This is a genomic window from Streptomyces sp. AgN23 (assembly GCF_001598115.1).
Classification (GTDB): Bacteria; Actinomycetota; Actinomycetes; order Streptomycetales; family Streptomycetaceae; genus Streptomyces; species Streptomyces antimycoticus.
This window is the reverse complement of record NZ_CP007153.1, coordinates 6,398,344-6,413,507: the sequence shown is the minus strand read 5'-3', so window position 1 is coordinate 6,413,507 and position 15,164 is coordinate 6,398,344. Positions and strand designations below refer to the sequence as shown.

Here is a 15,164-nt window from a genome sequence, read left to right as displayed (position 1 = left end):
AGTGGTGGCCGCGTCCGCGCGGGTGAGCGAAGCGCCACCTACCTCACCGGCGCCCTCGTCCCACCGGAAACACCGGCAGCGTCACCGAGCGGGGGTCGAAGCCGAAGGGGAGTTCCAGCCGGTGCTCGCGCATCAACTCCTCGTCGCACAGCAGCTCCTGCGTCCCGCCGTCCGCCGCGATGACCCCGCCGCTGAGCACCACCGAGCGCGGGCACAGCTCCAGTGCGTACGGCAGATCGTGGGTGACCATCAGCACGGTCACCTCCAGGGAGCGCAGGATGTCGGCGAGTTCGCGGCGCGAGGCCGGGTCGAGGTTGGACGAGGGCTCGTCCAGGACCAGGATCTCCGGCTCCATGGCCAGCACGGTCGCCACGGCCACCCGCCGGCGCTGCCCGAAGGAGAGGTGGTGCGGCGGCCGGTCGGCGAACTCCGCCATCCCGACCCGCTCCAGGGCGCGGCGCACCCGCTCCTCCAGCTCCGGGCCGCGCAGTCCGGCCGCGGCCGGACCGAAGGCCACGTCCTCGCGCACGGTCGGCATGAAGAGCTGGTCGTCCGGGTCCTGGAAGACGATGCCCACCCGGCGGCGGATCTCGGCCAGATGCGTCTTCGCCACGGGCAGCCCCGCGACCGTGACGGTCCCGGCGCCCGCCGTGAGGATGCCGTTGAGGTGCAGCACCAGCGTGGTCTTGCCCGCACCGTTGGGGCCGAGCAGCGCGACGCGCTCACCGCGGGCCACGGTCAGATCGACGCCGAAGAGGGCCTGATGGCCGTCGGGGTACGCATAGGCCAGACCGGCCACCTGGAGGGACGGCGGGGTGGTGGCGGGGTCGGTCATGGGAGCATCCATCCGGTCAGGCAGACCGCCAGCGCGGTCAGCGGGAGGGCGGCGGCGTGCATCCACTGCGCACGGGACGCCGTCACATCGTCGATCACCGGCATGGTTCCCGTATAGCCCCGGCTGACCATCGCCAGGTGGACCCGTTCGCCCCGTTCGTACGAGCGGATGAACAGCGCCCCGGCCGACGAGGCGAGCACCCCCCAGTGACGCACCCCGCTCGCCTCGAACCCGCGTGACTGGCGGGCGATCCGCATCCGGCGCATCTCATCGGAGATGACGTCCCCGTAGCGGATCATGAACGAGGCGATCTGCACCAGCAATGAGGGCATCCGCAGCCGCTGCAGCCCCAGCAGCAGGGCGCGCAGCTCGGTCGTGGACGCCAGGAGGACGGAGGCGGCGACGCCGAGGGTGCCCTTGGCGAGGATGTTCCAGGCGCTCCAGAGCCCGGACTCGCTGAGCGACATCCCCAGCACCGCCACCCGCGGGCCCTCCGCGATGAACGGCATCAGCACGGCGAAGGCCACGAACGGGATCTCGATCAGCAGCCGCCGCAGCAGATACCCGGCCGGTATCCGGGCCGCCGCCGCCACCCCGGCCAGCAGCAGCGCGTACGCCCCGAAGGCCCAGACGGCCTCGCGGGGCGTGGAGACGACGACGAGGACGAAGCAGAAGACGGCGGCGATCTTGCAGTGCGGTGGGAGGGCGTGGACCGGTGACCGGCCCTCCCGGTAGAGCTTGTGCGCGTGTCCCGCGCCCATCGTCAGCTCCGTCCGCTCTCGGCCGTCGCCCGGCGCCGCCGTACGACGATGAAGACCCCGGACCCGACGGCGAGTGTGGCGCCCACCCCGATCACCCCGGCGAGCCCGCCGGAGAGCCGGGCGTCGGAGATGTCCTTGACGCCGTAATCGGCGAGCGGGGAGTCCTTGGCGGCGTGGTCCTCCTCCTTCGCGTCGATCCCCTTGTCATGGGCGACCTTCTCCAGCCCGTCGGGGCTGGCGGAGGCGTAGAAGCTCACGACCCCGGCGCACAGCAGCGCGGCCGCGAGCCCGGCGAACCACACGCGCCGTGTCGACCGCTGCGGCACGGCGGCGGCCTCACGGGTCGCGGCGGGCTCGCGGGTCGCGGAAGGCTCGCGGGTCGCGGAAGGCTCGGAGGCGGGCGCTTCGGAGGTCACGGGCGACTCGGAGGTCGCCGTCGAGGGTTCGGCCGCCGGAGCCCCGGCCCGGGCCACCGCTCCCGGCGCGGCCGGAGCCAGCGGGCTGTCGCGGATCTCCAGCGGAGGCGCGGTCACGCCCCGCGCCCCATAGACCAGATCCGGCCGTACGGCCACGACGGCACCGACGGTCAGCGCGGTGATCGCCGCCTCGCCGATGCCGATCAGCACATGCACCCCGACCATCGCCGCGAAGACCTTGCCGATCGCCACATCGGCCGTGCCGCCGAGCGCGTAGATCGCCGTGAAGGCCACCGCCGCGGCCGGTACGGAGACCAGCGCCGCCACGAAGGACGCGACGGTGACCGTACGGCGGCGATGCGGGGCCAGCTTCACGATCGTGCGGAAGATCGCGTACGCCACGACCGTGGTGACCAGGGCCATATCCGTGATGTTGACGCCGAGCGCCGTAAGGCCGCCATCGGCGAACAGGACGCCCTGCATCAGCAGCACCACGGAGACGCACAACACCCCCGTATACGGCCCCACGAGTATCGCGGCCAGCGCCCCGCCCAGCAGATGCCCGCTGGTCCCGGCGGCGACGGGGAAGTTGAGCATCTGCACGGCGAAGATGAACGCCGCCACCAGCCCGGCCAGCGGCGCGGTCCGCTCGTCGAGCTCCCGCCGGGCACCGCGCAAACTGACCGCGACGGCCCCGGCGGCGACCACACCGGTCACCGCCGACACCGGCGCGTCGATGAATCCATCGGGCACATGCATGGCGGGACTCCGCTCCTGAGCTCCTGCTATCGGCCCGATGGTAGCCCGTACCTGCAAGTCGTTCGCAAGAGCGCCGTCATCGCGGAATCGGGCGGGATCCCGCCGGTCCACATGCCGACGGCGGCCTTCCGGGATCGGAAGGCCGCCGTCGGGCCGGAACGTAACGCCGGCGTCGGACGCGGTTCAGACGCGGATCAGACGCGGGTCAGCTCGGCCTCCGGGTCGGAGTCGCGCTGTTGGGCCGCGGGGGTCGCCTCGAGCTGCTTGCGCAGGCCCTCACCCTCCACGTCCACGTTGGGCAGCGCGCGGTCCAGCCAGCGCGGGAGCCACCAGGCCGCCTTGCCGAGCAGCGCCAGGACCGCCGGGACGATGGCCATACGGACCACGAAGGCGTCGAAGAGGACGGCGGTGGCGAGGCCGAAGCCGATCATCTTGATCATCGACTCGGACGAGCCGATGAACCCGGCGAAGACGCTGATCATGATGACCGCGGCCGCGGTGACCACCCGGGCGCCGTGCCGGAAACCGGTGACGACGGCCTGGCCGGGGCGCTCGCCGTGGACGTACGCCTCCCGCATCCGGGTCACCAGGAAGACCTCGTAGTCCATCGCCAGACCGAACACCACACCGATCATGAAGATCGGCATCATGCTCATGATCGGACCGGTCTCCTCGACGCCGAACACATCCGCCAGCCAGCCCCACTGGAAGACCGCGACCACCGCGCCGAGCGCCGCGACGACGGAGAGCAGGAAGCCGAGCGCCGCCTTGAGCGGGACCAGGACGGACCGGAAGACGACCATCAGCAGCAGGAAGGCCAGTCCGACGACGAGCACCAGATAGGGCACCAGCGCGTCGTTCAGCTTCTGCGAGATGTCGATGTTCATCCCCGTCTGGCCGGTCACCAGCACCTCGGCGCCGGTGTCGGCCTTGAAGCCGCTCGCCTCGTCCCGGATGTCCCCGACCAGGTTCTCGGTGTCGATGCTGCTCGGCTTGTACTTGGAGATGACGGTGAGCGTCGCGGTGTCACCGGCCTTGTTGAACGTGGCCGGACTGACCCCGGCCACACCGTCCAGGCCGGTGATGGTCTTACGGACCTGCTCGGCCGCACCCTTGGCGTCATCGCTGCCCTTGGCGTCGACGACCACCATCAGCGGACCGTTGTAGCCGGGGCCGAAGCCGTCGGAGATCGCGTCGTACGCCTGGCGCTTCTGGCTGCTGACCGGCTGCGAGCCGTCGTCCGGCAGGCCGAGCTCCAGGCTGACGGCGGGCACCGCGGCCGCACCGAGGCCGAGCACGGCGACCAGGAGCACCATCAGCGGGCGGCGCAGCACGAAACGCGCCCAGCGGGTGCCCATGTTGGGCTTCTCCTCGGCGGAGGCGTCCGGACCCGCCGCAAGGCGCTCCTCCAGCCGCCGGCGCGCCTTGCGCCCGAACACCCGCTTGCCCGCGAAGCCCAGCACCGCCGGGATGAGGCTGATCGCGATGAGGACGGCGATGACGACCGTACCGGCCGCGGCGAAGCCCATCTTGGTCAGCATCGGGATGTTGACGACGGCGAGGCCGACCAGCGCGATGACCACCGTAAGGCCGGCGAAAACGACCGCGGAGCCCGCGGTGCCCACGGCACGTCCGGCGGCTTCCTCCCGGTCCCGCCCCTCGGCCAGCTCCGCGCGGTAGCGGGAGACGATGAACAGCGCGTAGTCGATACCGACCGCGAGGCCGATCATCATCGCCAGTGTCGAGGTGGTGGTGGACAGCCCCAGGGTGGTGGCGAGCGCGGTGATCGACGAGATGCCGATGCCGACGCCGATGAGCGCGGTCATCAGCGGCAGTCCGGCGGCCACCAGCGAGCCGAAGGTGATGGCGAGGACGACCGCGGAGATCGCGATGCCGATGATCTCGGTCGATCCGGTCTCCGGCATCTCCTGCAGCGCGTCACCGCCGATCTGCACCGTCAGGCCCGACTTCTCGGCCTTCTCCCCCGCCTCCTTCAGACCGTCCTTGGCGGGGTCCTTCAGCTCCATGGAGTTGACCTTGTAGCTGGTCAGGATGTACGCCGTGGAGCCGTCCTTGCTGACGGCCCGCGCCTGGTAGGGGTCGGCGACCGAGGCGACCTGCGGCGAGCTGGCCTTCAGGTCGGCGACGGTCTTGGTGACCACCGCCTTGTTGTCCGGGTCGGTCATCTTCTCGCCGCTCGGGGCGCGGAAGACCACACGGGCGGTGGCGCCGTCCGCGTTACCTCCGGGGAACCGCTGTTCCAGCAGGTCGAATGCCTTCTGGGCCTCGGTGCCGGGGATGGAGAAGCTGTCGTTGGCGGGCTGTGAGGCGGTGGCGGCGCCGACGCCCGCGACCGCGAGCAGCGCCACCCATATCAGGGCGACGAAGCCGCGTCGCCGGAAGGCGAACCGGCCGAGTTTATAAAGGAAGGTGGCCACGAGAAGAGGTGCTCCCGTCGGTTGGATGGCACTGGGCAGGGATGGGTAGCCGAGCCGGCGACGAGAGCGGCGCGCCGGTCGGGGCCTTATGTGGTTGTGCGGGGAGAACGGGGAGGGAGGAAGTGAGAGGGAAGGGCTACGCGGCGCCGAGCGCGGGGAGGATCACGGCGTCGACGTAGTCCAGGAGATACGTCTGGTCCGGCTGCTGACCGTCGACGAGCGGTCGGGCGATGAACGCGCCGCACACCATGTGCACGACGAAGTTCAAGGCGGGCCGGTCCGGGGCGATTTCGCCGCGGTCGACGGCGCGCCTCAGCAGCGCGTTGAGCGCGTCGATCTCGGGATAGATCAACAACTCTCGCAGGGCCTCATGAAGGTCCGGGTTGTCGTGGCTTGCGTGGGCGAGTCCCCTCATCAGCGCGGCGTCCCGCTCCCGGGCGCTCTCCGAGCACCGCACGATCTCCTGCAGATCTCCGCGGAGCGTTCCGGTGTCGACACCCTCGAGCAGAACGGGCTTGCTGTGCCGCAGCGCGGTCGCGACCAGCTGCGGCTTGCCTTTCCACTGGCGGTAGAGCGTGGCCTTGCTGGAGTGCGTACGGGTCGCGACGGCGTCCATCGTCAGGCCGTCGTACCCGACCTCGCCGAGCAACTCCACCACCGCCTCGTACAACTCCCGCTCACGCTCGGGGGAGAGTCGGCTGCGACGCACCCGGGCGGTGTCCCGGTCCTCCGTTGCCTGGTCCATGGCCGGCATGGCGTGTCGCCTCCCTCCAAACGAAACGGTTTCGTACTCCTCCAGCATAAGCGCACCACTATCGAAACAGCACCGTTTCGCTCGTGGTCTAGGTCACAACCGAGTTGCTCCAAATGGCGTAGCTCGAAAACATGGGTGAGGTGGAGCCTTACGGAAGCGACGACGACCTGGCCTATCTGCGATTTCCGCATCTGCACGGCGACTTGCTGTGCTTCGCGGCCGAGGACGACCTGTGGGTCGCCCCGCTGACCGCCCCTGGCGGGCCCCCCGGACGGGCCTGGCGGCTGACCGTGGACCGTACGCGCGTCGGACCTGCCCGCTTCTCCCCCGACGGCTCCCAGATCGCCTTCACCACCTGGCGCAGCCTCGACCCGGAGATCTATCTCGTGCCCGCGGCCGGCGGCCCGGCCCGCCGGCTGACCTACTGGGGCAGTACGGACGCCCAGGTATGCGGCTGGACCCCGCCGGACCAGGACGGCGTCTCCCAGATCCTCGCGGTCTCCTCCCATGAGCAGCCGTTCTCCCACTTCTCCTGGGCCTACACGCTGCCCACCGACGGCAGCCCCGGTGGGCGGCTGCCCTGGGGGCCGGTGGCCGATATCGCGGTGGCCGACCTCGACGGCGAGCGCCGCACCCTGCTGCTGACCGGCAAGCCGCCGCATGAGCCCGCCACCTGGAAGCGCTACCGCGGCGGTGCGACCGGGCGGCTGTGGCTGCACGGCACCCGGCTCGCGGAGGAGCTCAACGGCCATCTGGACGCGGCGATGTTCGTCGGCGGCCGGATCGCCTTCCTCTCCGACCACGAGGGCATCGGCAATCTCTACTCCTGTCTGCCCGACGGCACCGATCTGCGCCGCCACACCGACCACGCCGACTTCTACGCCCGCCACGCCTCGACCGACGGCTCCCGCGTGGTCTACCAGTGCGCGGGCGAGCTGTGGCTGGTGGACGACCTGGGCCCGGACGGCGTGCCGCGCAAGCTGGACATCCGGCTGGGCGGGGCGCGGACCGGGCGGCGGCCCTACCAGGTGCCGGCCGCCTCGCACATCGACTCGCTGTCGGTGGACACCACGGGCCGGGCCAGCGCGGTGTGCGTCCGCGGCAGCCTGTACTGGCTCACCCACCGCGACGGCCCCGCCCGCACCCTCGCCGACACCCCGGGCGTCCGGGTGCGGCTGCCCGTGATGCTGGGCTCGACCGGCCGCGTCGCCTACCTCACCGACGCGGAGGGCGAGGACGCCATCGAGATCGCGCAACTCCCCCGGGCCAGCGGCCCCGGCGAGCCGCGCCGGCTGGCCGCCGGACTGCTGGGCCGGGTGCACGAGCTGGAGTCCTCGCCGGACGGCGACCTGCTCGCGGTCGCCGCGGGCGACGGGCGGCTGCTGCTGGTGGACACCTCCACCGACGGGGACGGCGAGGTCACCGAGCTGATCCGGTCGGACAACGGCCCGGTGGGCGACCTGGCCTTCTCCCCCGACTCGGCATGGCTCGCCTGGTCCCATCCCGGGATAGGCCGCACCCTGCGCTCGATCAAGATCGCGCGGCTGGCCGACCGGACCATAGTGGACGTGACCAACGGGCGGTTCGAGGACGAGGAGCCGGTCTTCACCAGCGACGGCCGCTATCTCGCCTTCCTCTCCTGGCGCGGCTTCGACCCGGTCTACGACGTGCACACCGGCGACCTCTCCTTCCCGCTGGGCTGCCGCCCCTATCTCGTACCGCTGTCCTCCGCCACCCCCTCGCCCTTCGCGCTCTCCCCCGAGGGACGCCCGGCGGCGGGCGGGCTGGACCCGGACGACAGCGGGGACGACGGCGACGGCACGGTGACGGTCGAGGTGGAGGGGCTGGCCAGCCGGGTCACGGTCTTCCCGGTGTCCGCGTCCAAGTACTCCTCGCTGCAGCCGGTCAGCGGCGGCGGACTGGTGTGGCTGCGCTGGCCGATCTCGGGTGCGCTCGGCGAGACGTTCGCCAACCCGGCCGAGACCTCGAGCCGCCCCACCCTGGAACACTTCGACCTGGCGAAGGCCAAGCGGACCGAACTCACCAGTGAGCTGGACTGGTTCGCGGTCAGCGGCGACGGCACCCGGCTGGTGGCCTACGACGACGGCGATCTGCGCGCGATGCCCGCCACCGAGACCGGCGACAGCGACTCCACGGTCCACCTCGACATGCGGCGGATCCAGCACACCGCCGATCCGGCGGCCGAGTGGCGGCAGGCGTACGACGAGGCCGGGCGCATCACCCGGCACTACTTCTGGGACCCAGGGATGTGCGGTGTCGACTGGGACGGGGTGCTCGAGCAGTACCGTCCGCTGGTCGAACGGGTCGCCTCGCCCGACGAGTTCGCCGATCTGCTCCGCGAGACCCTCGGCGAGCTGGGCACCTCGCACGCCTACGTCGCCGCCGCGCGCCGCAACGAGGGCCCGCGCCACTACCAGCGCCCCATCGGACTGCTCGGCGCCAACCTCACCCGCACCAAGGACGGCCGGTGGGCGGTGGCCCGCATCCTGCCCGGTGAGTCCTCCGACTCCCGGGCCCGCTCGCCGCTGGCCGGTCTGGGTATCCGGAACGGCGCCGTCCTCACCCATGTCGACGGGCGCCCGGTGGACCCGGTGGCCGGTCCGTACCCGCTGCTGACGGCGGCGGGCGGCACGACGGTGGAGCTGACCTTCGAGCCGCCGGACGGCGAGGGGCCGGCGCGCCGGGTCGCGGTCTCCCCGCTGATCGACGACCGGCCGCTGCGCTACCAGGACTGGGTCGCCCAGCGCCGGTCCGTGGTGCGGGAGTTGAGCGGCGGGCGGTGCGGCTATCTGCACATCCCCGATATGGGCGGCTCCGGGTGGGCGCAGTTCAACCGCGATCTGCGCCGCGAGATGTCGCTGCCCGCGCTGATCGTGGACGTCCGGGGCAACGCGGGCGGCAATATCAGCGAGCTGGTGGTGGAGAAGCTCACCCGCAAGGTCATGGGCTGGGACCTCACCCGCAACGCCGAGCCCGTCTCGTACTCCAGCAACGCGCCGCGCGGGCCGATCGTCGCGGTCGCCGACGAGGCGACCTCCTCCGACGGCGACATGATCACCGCGGCCTTCAGGATCCAGGGCATCGGGCCGGTGGTGGGGCTGCGCACCTGGGGCGGGGTGGTCGGGATGACCGGCCGTCACCGCCTGGGCGATGGCACCTCGATCACGGTGCCGATGAACGCCGCGTGGTTCGACGCCTACGGCTGGGGCGTGGAGAACCACGGGGTGGAGCCGGACATCGAGGCGCCGCGCTCCCCCGTGGACTGGGCGGAGGGCCGCGCTCCGCAGCTGGGGGTCGCCGTCCGTACGGCGCTCGATCTGCTGGAGCGGCATCCGGCCGCGACCCCGCCGGACTACTCGGACGTGCCCGATCTGCGGCGTCCCCAACTGCCGCCGCGCAAGGGGAGCAAGCCGTCGCGCAAGGGGAAAAAGAAGCCGACCCGCAAGGGAAGTAAGCCGCCGCGTAAGGGGAAGTGAGCCCCGCGTAAGGGGAAGTGAGCGCTTCCGCCGGGAGGCCAGGGCAGGGCCAGGGCAGGAGCGGCGCCGGGCCCCGGCAGGCGCGGGGGCGCATTCCCATGGTCGCCCATGGGGATGCGCCCCCGCCCGCCCTGGCGCGTCACATCTCTTCGAAGGGCTCCTGGTCCATCGTCTCGTCGCCCATGCCCGGCTGGCGGCGCTCACGGCTCATCCGCTGGGACTGCCCGCGGGCCTCCGGCCGGTCCTGCTTGCCACGGCGCTGCTCCTGCCCCGGCTCCCGGCGGGAGCGCTCCTCCATACGCTCACCGGACTGCATCCGCTCGCCGGACTGCATGCGCTCGCCGGACTGCATGCGCTCGCCAGGCTGCTGGCCGCGCCGCGGCTCCTGGCTCCGCCCGCCCTGCGGCTTCCGCTTGGCCTGCTGACCCTTGTCGTTCGGCTGGTCCTTGGGGCCCATGTGTCACTCCTCATCGGGTGAATGGCGTCGGGCCCGACAAGAGTTACATGTGCCGACTTTCTCCGCATTCCGGATCGGAGGAGTCGAAGAAAGCGCAGGTCAGCGCGATTGACGGAGCGTTACTGGTGACGCTCCGTGCCCGCCGTGCGCGCCTTCTCGTCCGCCGCGCCGCCCTCGCCCAGCAGACGACCACCCCGCCCCTCCCGGGTCGCCGCCAGCCGTGGTTCGGCGCGCCGCATCTCGCGCCGCCCCACGGCGTGGATGAACGCGGGCAGATAGCCGCGCACCGACTGCATACCGCGCAGCCACCACTGCGCGTACACATGCGCCGACCGGCGCTCGATACCTGCCACCAGCCGGTCCACCGCCGGGCCCAGCGGATAGGTGCGGCCCGCGGGCCAGGGCAGCCGCTGCCGCAGCTCGCGCATCACCTCGTCCTGGTCGGCGCCGCGCACCATATCGGTGTCCGTCCAGCTCAGATAGCCCACGCCGACCCGCACCCCACGGTGGCCCACCTCGGCCCGCAGACTGTGGGCGAACGCCTCGACCCCCGACTTGGAGGTGCAATACGCCGTCATCATCGGCGCGGGCGCGAGCGCGGCGAGCGAGGCGATCTGCAGCAGATAGCCGCGGCTCGCGATCAGCGCGGGCAGAAAGGCGCGGGCCGTGGTGACGCTGCCCAGCAGATTGACCTCGATCACCCGCCGCCAGGCCGTCTCGTCGGAGTCGAGGAACGGACCGGCCTGGGCCACACCCGCATTGGCACAGACGATGTCCACCGCGCCGAACCGCTCCACGACCTCCCCCGCCACCCGCGCCATCGCCTCGGCGTCGGTGACATCGGCGTGCCAGTGGGCGGAGTCGGTCGACAGCCGCTTCGAGACCCGCTTCAGCTCCTCGGGCTCCAGGCCCACCAGCGCGACCTTCGCACCGCGGGCGGAGAGCTTGCGCGCGAGCAGCTCGCCGACGCCCCGCGCCGCGCCCGTCACCACCGCCACCTGGCCCTCAAGGCTCCTGCGCGCACTCATGTCGTCTGCTCCTTCACTTCAACTGCCGTTGTGGGGTGGGACGTCCCGAACTCCTCGACCAGGCCGCGGATCACGCCGGTGACCGCCTCGGGGTCCTCCACCGGGGTCATATGGCCGAGCCCCGGGAGCTCGATGAGACCGGTGCAGTGCGGCAGCGCGGCGGCCAGGGCGTCGGCGTGCTCGGGCGGGGTGAGCCGGTCGGCAGTGCCGACGATGACAGCCGTGGGCATGGTCAGTTCGCCGATGCGCGCCTCCAGTTCGAGGTCGAGCAGGACCCGGCCCCATCCGCCGCGTACGGCGCGGGGGCAGGCGTGCAGGATCCGCGCGCACATGTCCACCGCGGCCGGGTCGGCGCCGGGGCCCATCGTGGCGTAGCGCACCAGCCGCCTGGCGAGCGGGGTGACCGGGCCCAGCGGGGCGCGTGAGCCCAGGAGCACGCGGTGCACCCGCGCCCGTGCCCGCGGGGAGCGCAGCGGCACCACCAGCGACCGGTCCACCAGCCGTGAGGCGCCCGTGCTGCACAGCACCACGGCGGCCGCGCGCTCGCGCAGCGCGGGACGGTCGGCCGCGGCCATCAACGTCATCCCGCCCATGGAGTGGCCCGCCAGCACGGCCCGTCGACCGGACGGAAGGGCCGCTTCCAGCACCGCCACCAGGTCGTCGGCCAAGGCGTGGGTGCTGTAGCCGCCGGGCCCCGGGGCCGGGCTGCGGCCATGGCCGCGCTGGTCGTAGACGATCACCCGGTGGTCGGCCGCGAGGGCGCGCACCACCGGCGCCCAGAAGGCCGTGGAGCAGACCCAGCCGTGCGCGAGCAGCACCGCCGGAGCGTCCTCGGGGCCGTGCAGCTCCGCGTGGAGCCGGCTCCCGTCGGCCGAGACGACCGTCAGCTCGCGCTCCGGGGCGGGCGGGGCGTACGGCCCGACGGGTGGGGAAGGAAGCCGCCTCACCGCGATCCCCTTCCCGCACCGGCCGTGGACACCGTGGCCTTGGCGGGCCCGGTGTGCGGCCGCAGCACCGTGTACTCGTTGAGGTCCACCCGGCGGGTGACCTTCCGCAGCTCGCTGGTGGTCCCGGGCCACAGGGTGGTGTTGCGGCCGTTGTCCAGGTACCAGCTGTCGCAACCGCCGGTGTTCCACACCGTGCGCCGTATCCGTTCCTGGATCATGTCCGTGTAGGCGCGCACCGCGGACGGCCGGGCGTCCAGCGCGACCTTGCCGCCCAGGGTGTCCAACTGGCGCAGATAGTCGGCCATATAGGCGAGCTGCGCCTCTATGACCAGGATCATCGAGCTGTTCCCGAGGCCGGTGTTGGGCCCGATGATGGTCAGGAAGTTGGGGAAGCCCGCCGGGCTGGTGCCGCGCAGCGCCTCCATCCCGCCCTTCCACTCCTCCGCGAGCGTCGTCCCGCGCGCCCCGGTCACCCGATGGGCTATCGGGACGTCGGTCACATGGAAGCCGGTGCCGAAGATGATCGCGTCGGCCTCGGTCTCGGTGCCGTCGGCCCCGACGAGAGTGGTGCCGCGCACCTCCTTCAGCCCGGCCGGAACCACGTCCACATGCGGCTGGGCGAGCGCCGGATAGTAGTCGTTGGAGAGCAGGATGCGCTTGCAGCCGATGCGGTAGTCCGGGGTCAGCGCCGCCCGCCGCGCCGGGTCCTTGATGGCCCGTCGCATATGGGCACCGGCCAGCCGCTCGACGAACCGCATCTCGCCCGGCCGCTTGGTGAAGGCACCCACCTGCAGCTCCCGGATGCCCCACAGCACCCCGCGGCGCAGCGCCCGGGTGGCCGGGATCCTCGTGTGCAGCCATCGCTCCAGGCCGCTGATCCGGCGGTCCATCCGCGGCAGCACCCAGGGCGGGGTGCGCTGGAAGAGGGTGAGCCGGCCGACCTCGCGCTGGATGGCGGGGACGATCTGTATGGCCGAGGCGCCGGTGCCGATCATCGCCACGCGCTTGCCGCGCAGATCGGCGGTGTGGTCCCAGCGGGCGGAGTGGAAGACGGCGCCGGGGAAGCCGTCGAGCCCGGGAATGTCCGGGATCCGGGGGTCGGCGAGCGGACCGGTGGCGCTGACCACGACATCGGCGGTCAGCGAGCCCCGCGCCGTCTCCACCTCCCAGTGCACCGCCGCGGAGTCCCAGCGCAGGGAGCGCACTTCGGCACCGAAGCGCAGGTGCGGCCGCAGCCCGAAGGTGTCGGCGACCCGCTCCAGATACGCGCGGATATGCGGCTGGCCGGAGAAGTTCCGGGGCCAGTCGGGGTTGGGCGCGAAGGAGAACGAATACAGATGCGACGGGACATCGCAGGCACACCCCGGATAGGTGTTGTCCCGCCAGGCCCCGCCGACCGCCTCCGCCCGCTCCAGGACCACGAAGTCCGTGATGCCCGAGCGGCGCAGCCGCACCGCCGCACCCAGACCGCCGAATCCGGCTCCGATCACCGCCACCCGCACATGCTCATGCGTCAGCCCAGCCATGCCGCCGCCTCCCACGAACGCGAATACGACCGTGCCAGCAATCACTGGCACGATGGGAGCGTAGGACAGAGATCTACCGAGCGGTAGGGGCTGTGGACAACGAAGTTACCGGCGGTCGCACCCGACCGGACGCGACATAGGCTTCCGTTGTGGCGACGAGCGAAGCGGACGAGGTACGCGAGTACCGCATGCCGGAACTGGCCGAGAAGGCCGGGATCACCGTGCGCACCCTGCGCTTCTACCGGGAGCGCAAGCTGATCCCGCCACCGCGCCGCGACGGCCGGATCGCCTGGTACAACGACCACCATCTGGCCCGGCTGCGGACGATCGCGGGGCTACTGGAGCGCGGCCACACCCTCGGCGGGATCGCCGAGTTGATCACCGCCTTCGAAAGCGGCCGCCGGGACGTCGGCGAGCTGCTCGGGCTGCCCGGCGCGGTCGCCTCCTGGCCCTCGGAGACCCCGGTCCGGCTCACCCCCGAGGCGCTCGCGGACTACTTCCATGGCGAGGCCACCGCGGAGAACCTCACCACCTCGCTCGACCTCGGCTATCTGGCCGTCGACGGCGACGAGATCGTCCACCTCAGCCGCCGCCTGCTGGACGTCTCGCACACCCTGGTCGAACAGGGCGTCCCGCTGGCCGCGGTGCTCGCCGCGGCGCGCGAGGTCCGTGAGCATGTGGACGCGATCGCCGAGACCTTCGTCACGCTGCTGCGCACCCATGTGGCGGCGGACGCCCTGGAACGCGGCGAGGACGTCGGCGAGACCGTGGAGCGGCTGCGGCCACTGGCCACGAGCGTGGTGGACGCCGAGCTGACGATGGCCATGAACCGCCGCATGCGGGCGGAGACGGACCAGACGCCCCCCGGCGGCCACCCCGGGAATCAGTGAGCCCACGAAGGTCGGCGAGCCGACGGGACCAGCACCCCCGCGAAGGTCAGTGCGCCGAGCCGTAGGCCACCGTCACCGGGGCGTGGTCGCTCCACCGCTGGTCGTAGGCGGCCGCCCGCTCCACGGCCGCCTTGACCGCGCGCCCGGCGAGCCCTGGTGTCGCGATCTGGTAGTCGATGCGCCAGCCCGCGTCGTTGTCGAAGGCCCGGCCGCGGTAGGACCACCATGAGTACGGACCGGCGACGTCCGGATGCAGGGCGCGCACCACGTCCACGTACCCCGCCTCCTCGAAGACGCTGGTCAGCCAGGCGCGCTCCTCCGGCAGGAACCCGGACTTCTTCTGGTTGGCCTTCCAGTTCTTGAGGTCGGCCTCCTGGTGGGCGATGTTCCAGTCGCCGGCCACCAGCGCCTCGCGCCCGCCGGCCGCCGCCCGTTCGCGCAGCTCCTTCAGATACGGAAGGAACTCCGCCATGAAGCGCTCCTTCTCGTCCTGGCGGTCCGTGCCGACCTCGCCCGAGGGGAGATACAGACTGCCGACGGTCACGCCGGGCAGATCGACCTCCACATAGCGGCCGCTGCCGTCGAATTCGGACGACCCGAAGCCGACCCGGACTCCCTCCAGCTCGCGCCGGGCGTACACCGACACCCCGGCCCGGCCCTTGGCCGCCGCGGGGGCGTGCACCACATGCCAGCCGTCGGGTTCGCGGACCGCCTCCGGCAGCTCCTTGGGTTCGGCGCGTACCTCCTGGAGGCACACCACATCGGCCGCGGTAGCGTCCAGCCAAGGGCCGAAGCCCTTCTTGGCGGCGGCGCGCAGCCCGTTTACATTCACGGTCGTCACGGTGAGCACCTCCGG

The 15,164-nt window shown here is 72.0% G+C and carries 12 protein-coding genes; 2 read left to right on the top strand and 10 right to left on the bottom strand.

The window, feature by feature from the left end; genetic code table 11:
• Window positions 1–43: 43 nt before the first annotated feature.
• The 5 genes from AS97_RS27910 to AS97_RS27890 all read right to left on the bottom strand — a co-directional run bounded on the left by AS97_RS27910 (window position 44) and on the right by AS97_RS27890 (window position 5,963).
• Window positions 44–835 (bottom strand): ABC transporter ATP-binding protein, encoded by a 792-nt coding sequence (locus AS97_RS27910; RefSeq protein ID WP_210565854.1) that lies wholly within the window; start codon window positions 833–835, stop codon window positions 44–46.
• Window positions 832–1,596: a cobalt ECF transporter T component CbiQ gene (gene cbiQ / locus AS97_RS27905; RefSeq protein ID WP_059144757.1), complete on the bottom strand. Its 765-nt coding sequence runs from the start codon at window positions 1,594–1,596 to the stop codon at window positions 832–834. The genes AS97_RS27910 and cbiQ overlap by 4 nt, the downstream gene beginning before the upstream one ends.
• Before the next feature lie 2 nt (window positions 1,597–1,598).
• Complete coding sequence (locus AS97_RS27900; RefSeq protein ID WP_210565853.1) at window positions 1,599–2,771, bottom strand: energy-coupling factor ABC transporter permease; 1,173 nt, start codon at window positions 2,769–2,771, stop codon at window positions 1,599–1,601.
• Window positions 2,772–2,965: 194 nt separating this feature from the next.
• Complete coding sequence (locus AS97_RS27895) at window positions 2,966–5,209, bottom strand: MMPL family transporter (protein WP_210565852.1); 2,244 nt, start codon at window positions 5,207–5,209, stop codon at window positions 2,966–2,968.
• A 136-nt stretch (window positions 5,210–5,345) separates the two neighbouring features.
• Window positions 5,346–5,963: a TetR/AcrR family transcriptional regulator gene (locus AS97_RS27890; RefSeq protein ID WP_236670283.1), complete on the bottom strand. Its 618-nt coding sequence runs from the start codon at window positions 5,961–5,963 to the stop codon at window positions 5,346–5,348.
• 131 nt (window positions 5,964–6,094) lie between these two features.
• On the opposite strand from AS97_RS27890, the gene AS97_RS27885 reads away from it, so the two are divergent.
• Window positions 6,095–9,460, top strand: coding sequence for a S41 family peptidase (locus AS97_RS27885; RefSeq protein WP_210565851.1), 3,366 nt, complete (start codon window positions 6,095–6,097; stop codon window positions 9,458–9,460).
• A 139-nt stretch (window positions 9,461–9,599) separates the two neighbouring features.
• Here the strand turns inward: AS97_RS27885 and AS97_RS27880 are convergent, their stop codons facing one another.
• The 4 genes from AS97_RS27880 to AS97_RS27865 form a co-directional block, all read right to left on the bottom strand.
• Window positions 9,600–9,917, bottom strand: coding sequence for a hypothetical protein (locus tag AS97_RS27880; protein WP_059144761.1), 318 nt, complete (start codon window positions 9,915–9,917; stop codon window positions 9,600–9,602).
• A gap of 119 nt (window positions 9,918–10,036) precedes the next feature.
• Window positions 10,037–10,945 (bottom strand): SDR family oxidoreductase, encoded by a 909-nt coding sequence (locus AS97_RS27875; RefSeq protein WP_086710997.1) that lies wholly within the window; start codon window positions 10,943–10,945, stop codon window positions 10,037–10,039.
• Entirely contained in the window at window positions 10,942–11,892 is a 951-nt protein-coding gene (locus AS97_RS27870) for an alpha/beta fold hydrolase (RefSeq protein ID WP_059144763.1), read from the bottom strand. The genes AS97_RS27875 and AS97_RS27870 overlap by 4 nt, the downstream gene beginning before the upstream one ends.
• Window positions 11,889–13,418 carry an NAD(P)/FAD-dependent oxidoreductase gene (locus AS97_RS27865; protein ID WP_059144764.1) on the bottom strand — a complete coding sequence of 510 codons (1,530 nt, stop codon included), beginning with the start codon at window positions 13,416–13,418 and terminating at the stop codon, window positions 11,889–11,891. The genes AS97_RS27870 and AS97_RS27865 overlap by 4 nt, the downstream gene beginning before the upstream one ends.
• Window positions 13,419–13,606: 188 nt before the next feature.
• Between AS97_RS27865 and AS97_RS27860 the strand changes: the two genes are divergently transcribed.
• Window positions 13,607–14,308 carry a MerR family transcriptional regulator gene (locus AS97_RS27860; RefSeq protein WP_236670285.1) on the top strand — a complete coding sequence of 234 codons (702 nt, stop codon included), beginning with the start codon at window positions 13,607–13,609 and terminating at the stop codon, window positions 14,306–14,308.
• A 46-nt stretch (window positions 14,309–14,354) separates the two neighbouring features.
• On the opposite strand, the gene AS97_RS27855 is transcribed toward AS97_RS27860, so the two are convergent.
• Entirely contained in the window at window positions 14,355–15,158 is an 804-nt protein-coding gene (locus AS97_RS27855; protein WP_059144778.1) for an exodeoxyribonuclease III, read from the bottom strand.
• Window positions 15,159–15,164: the final 6 nt, after the last annotated feature.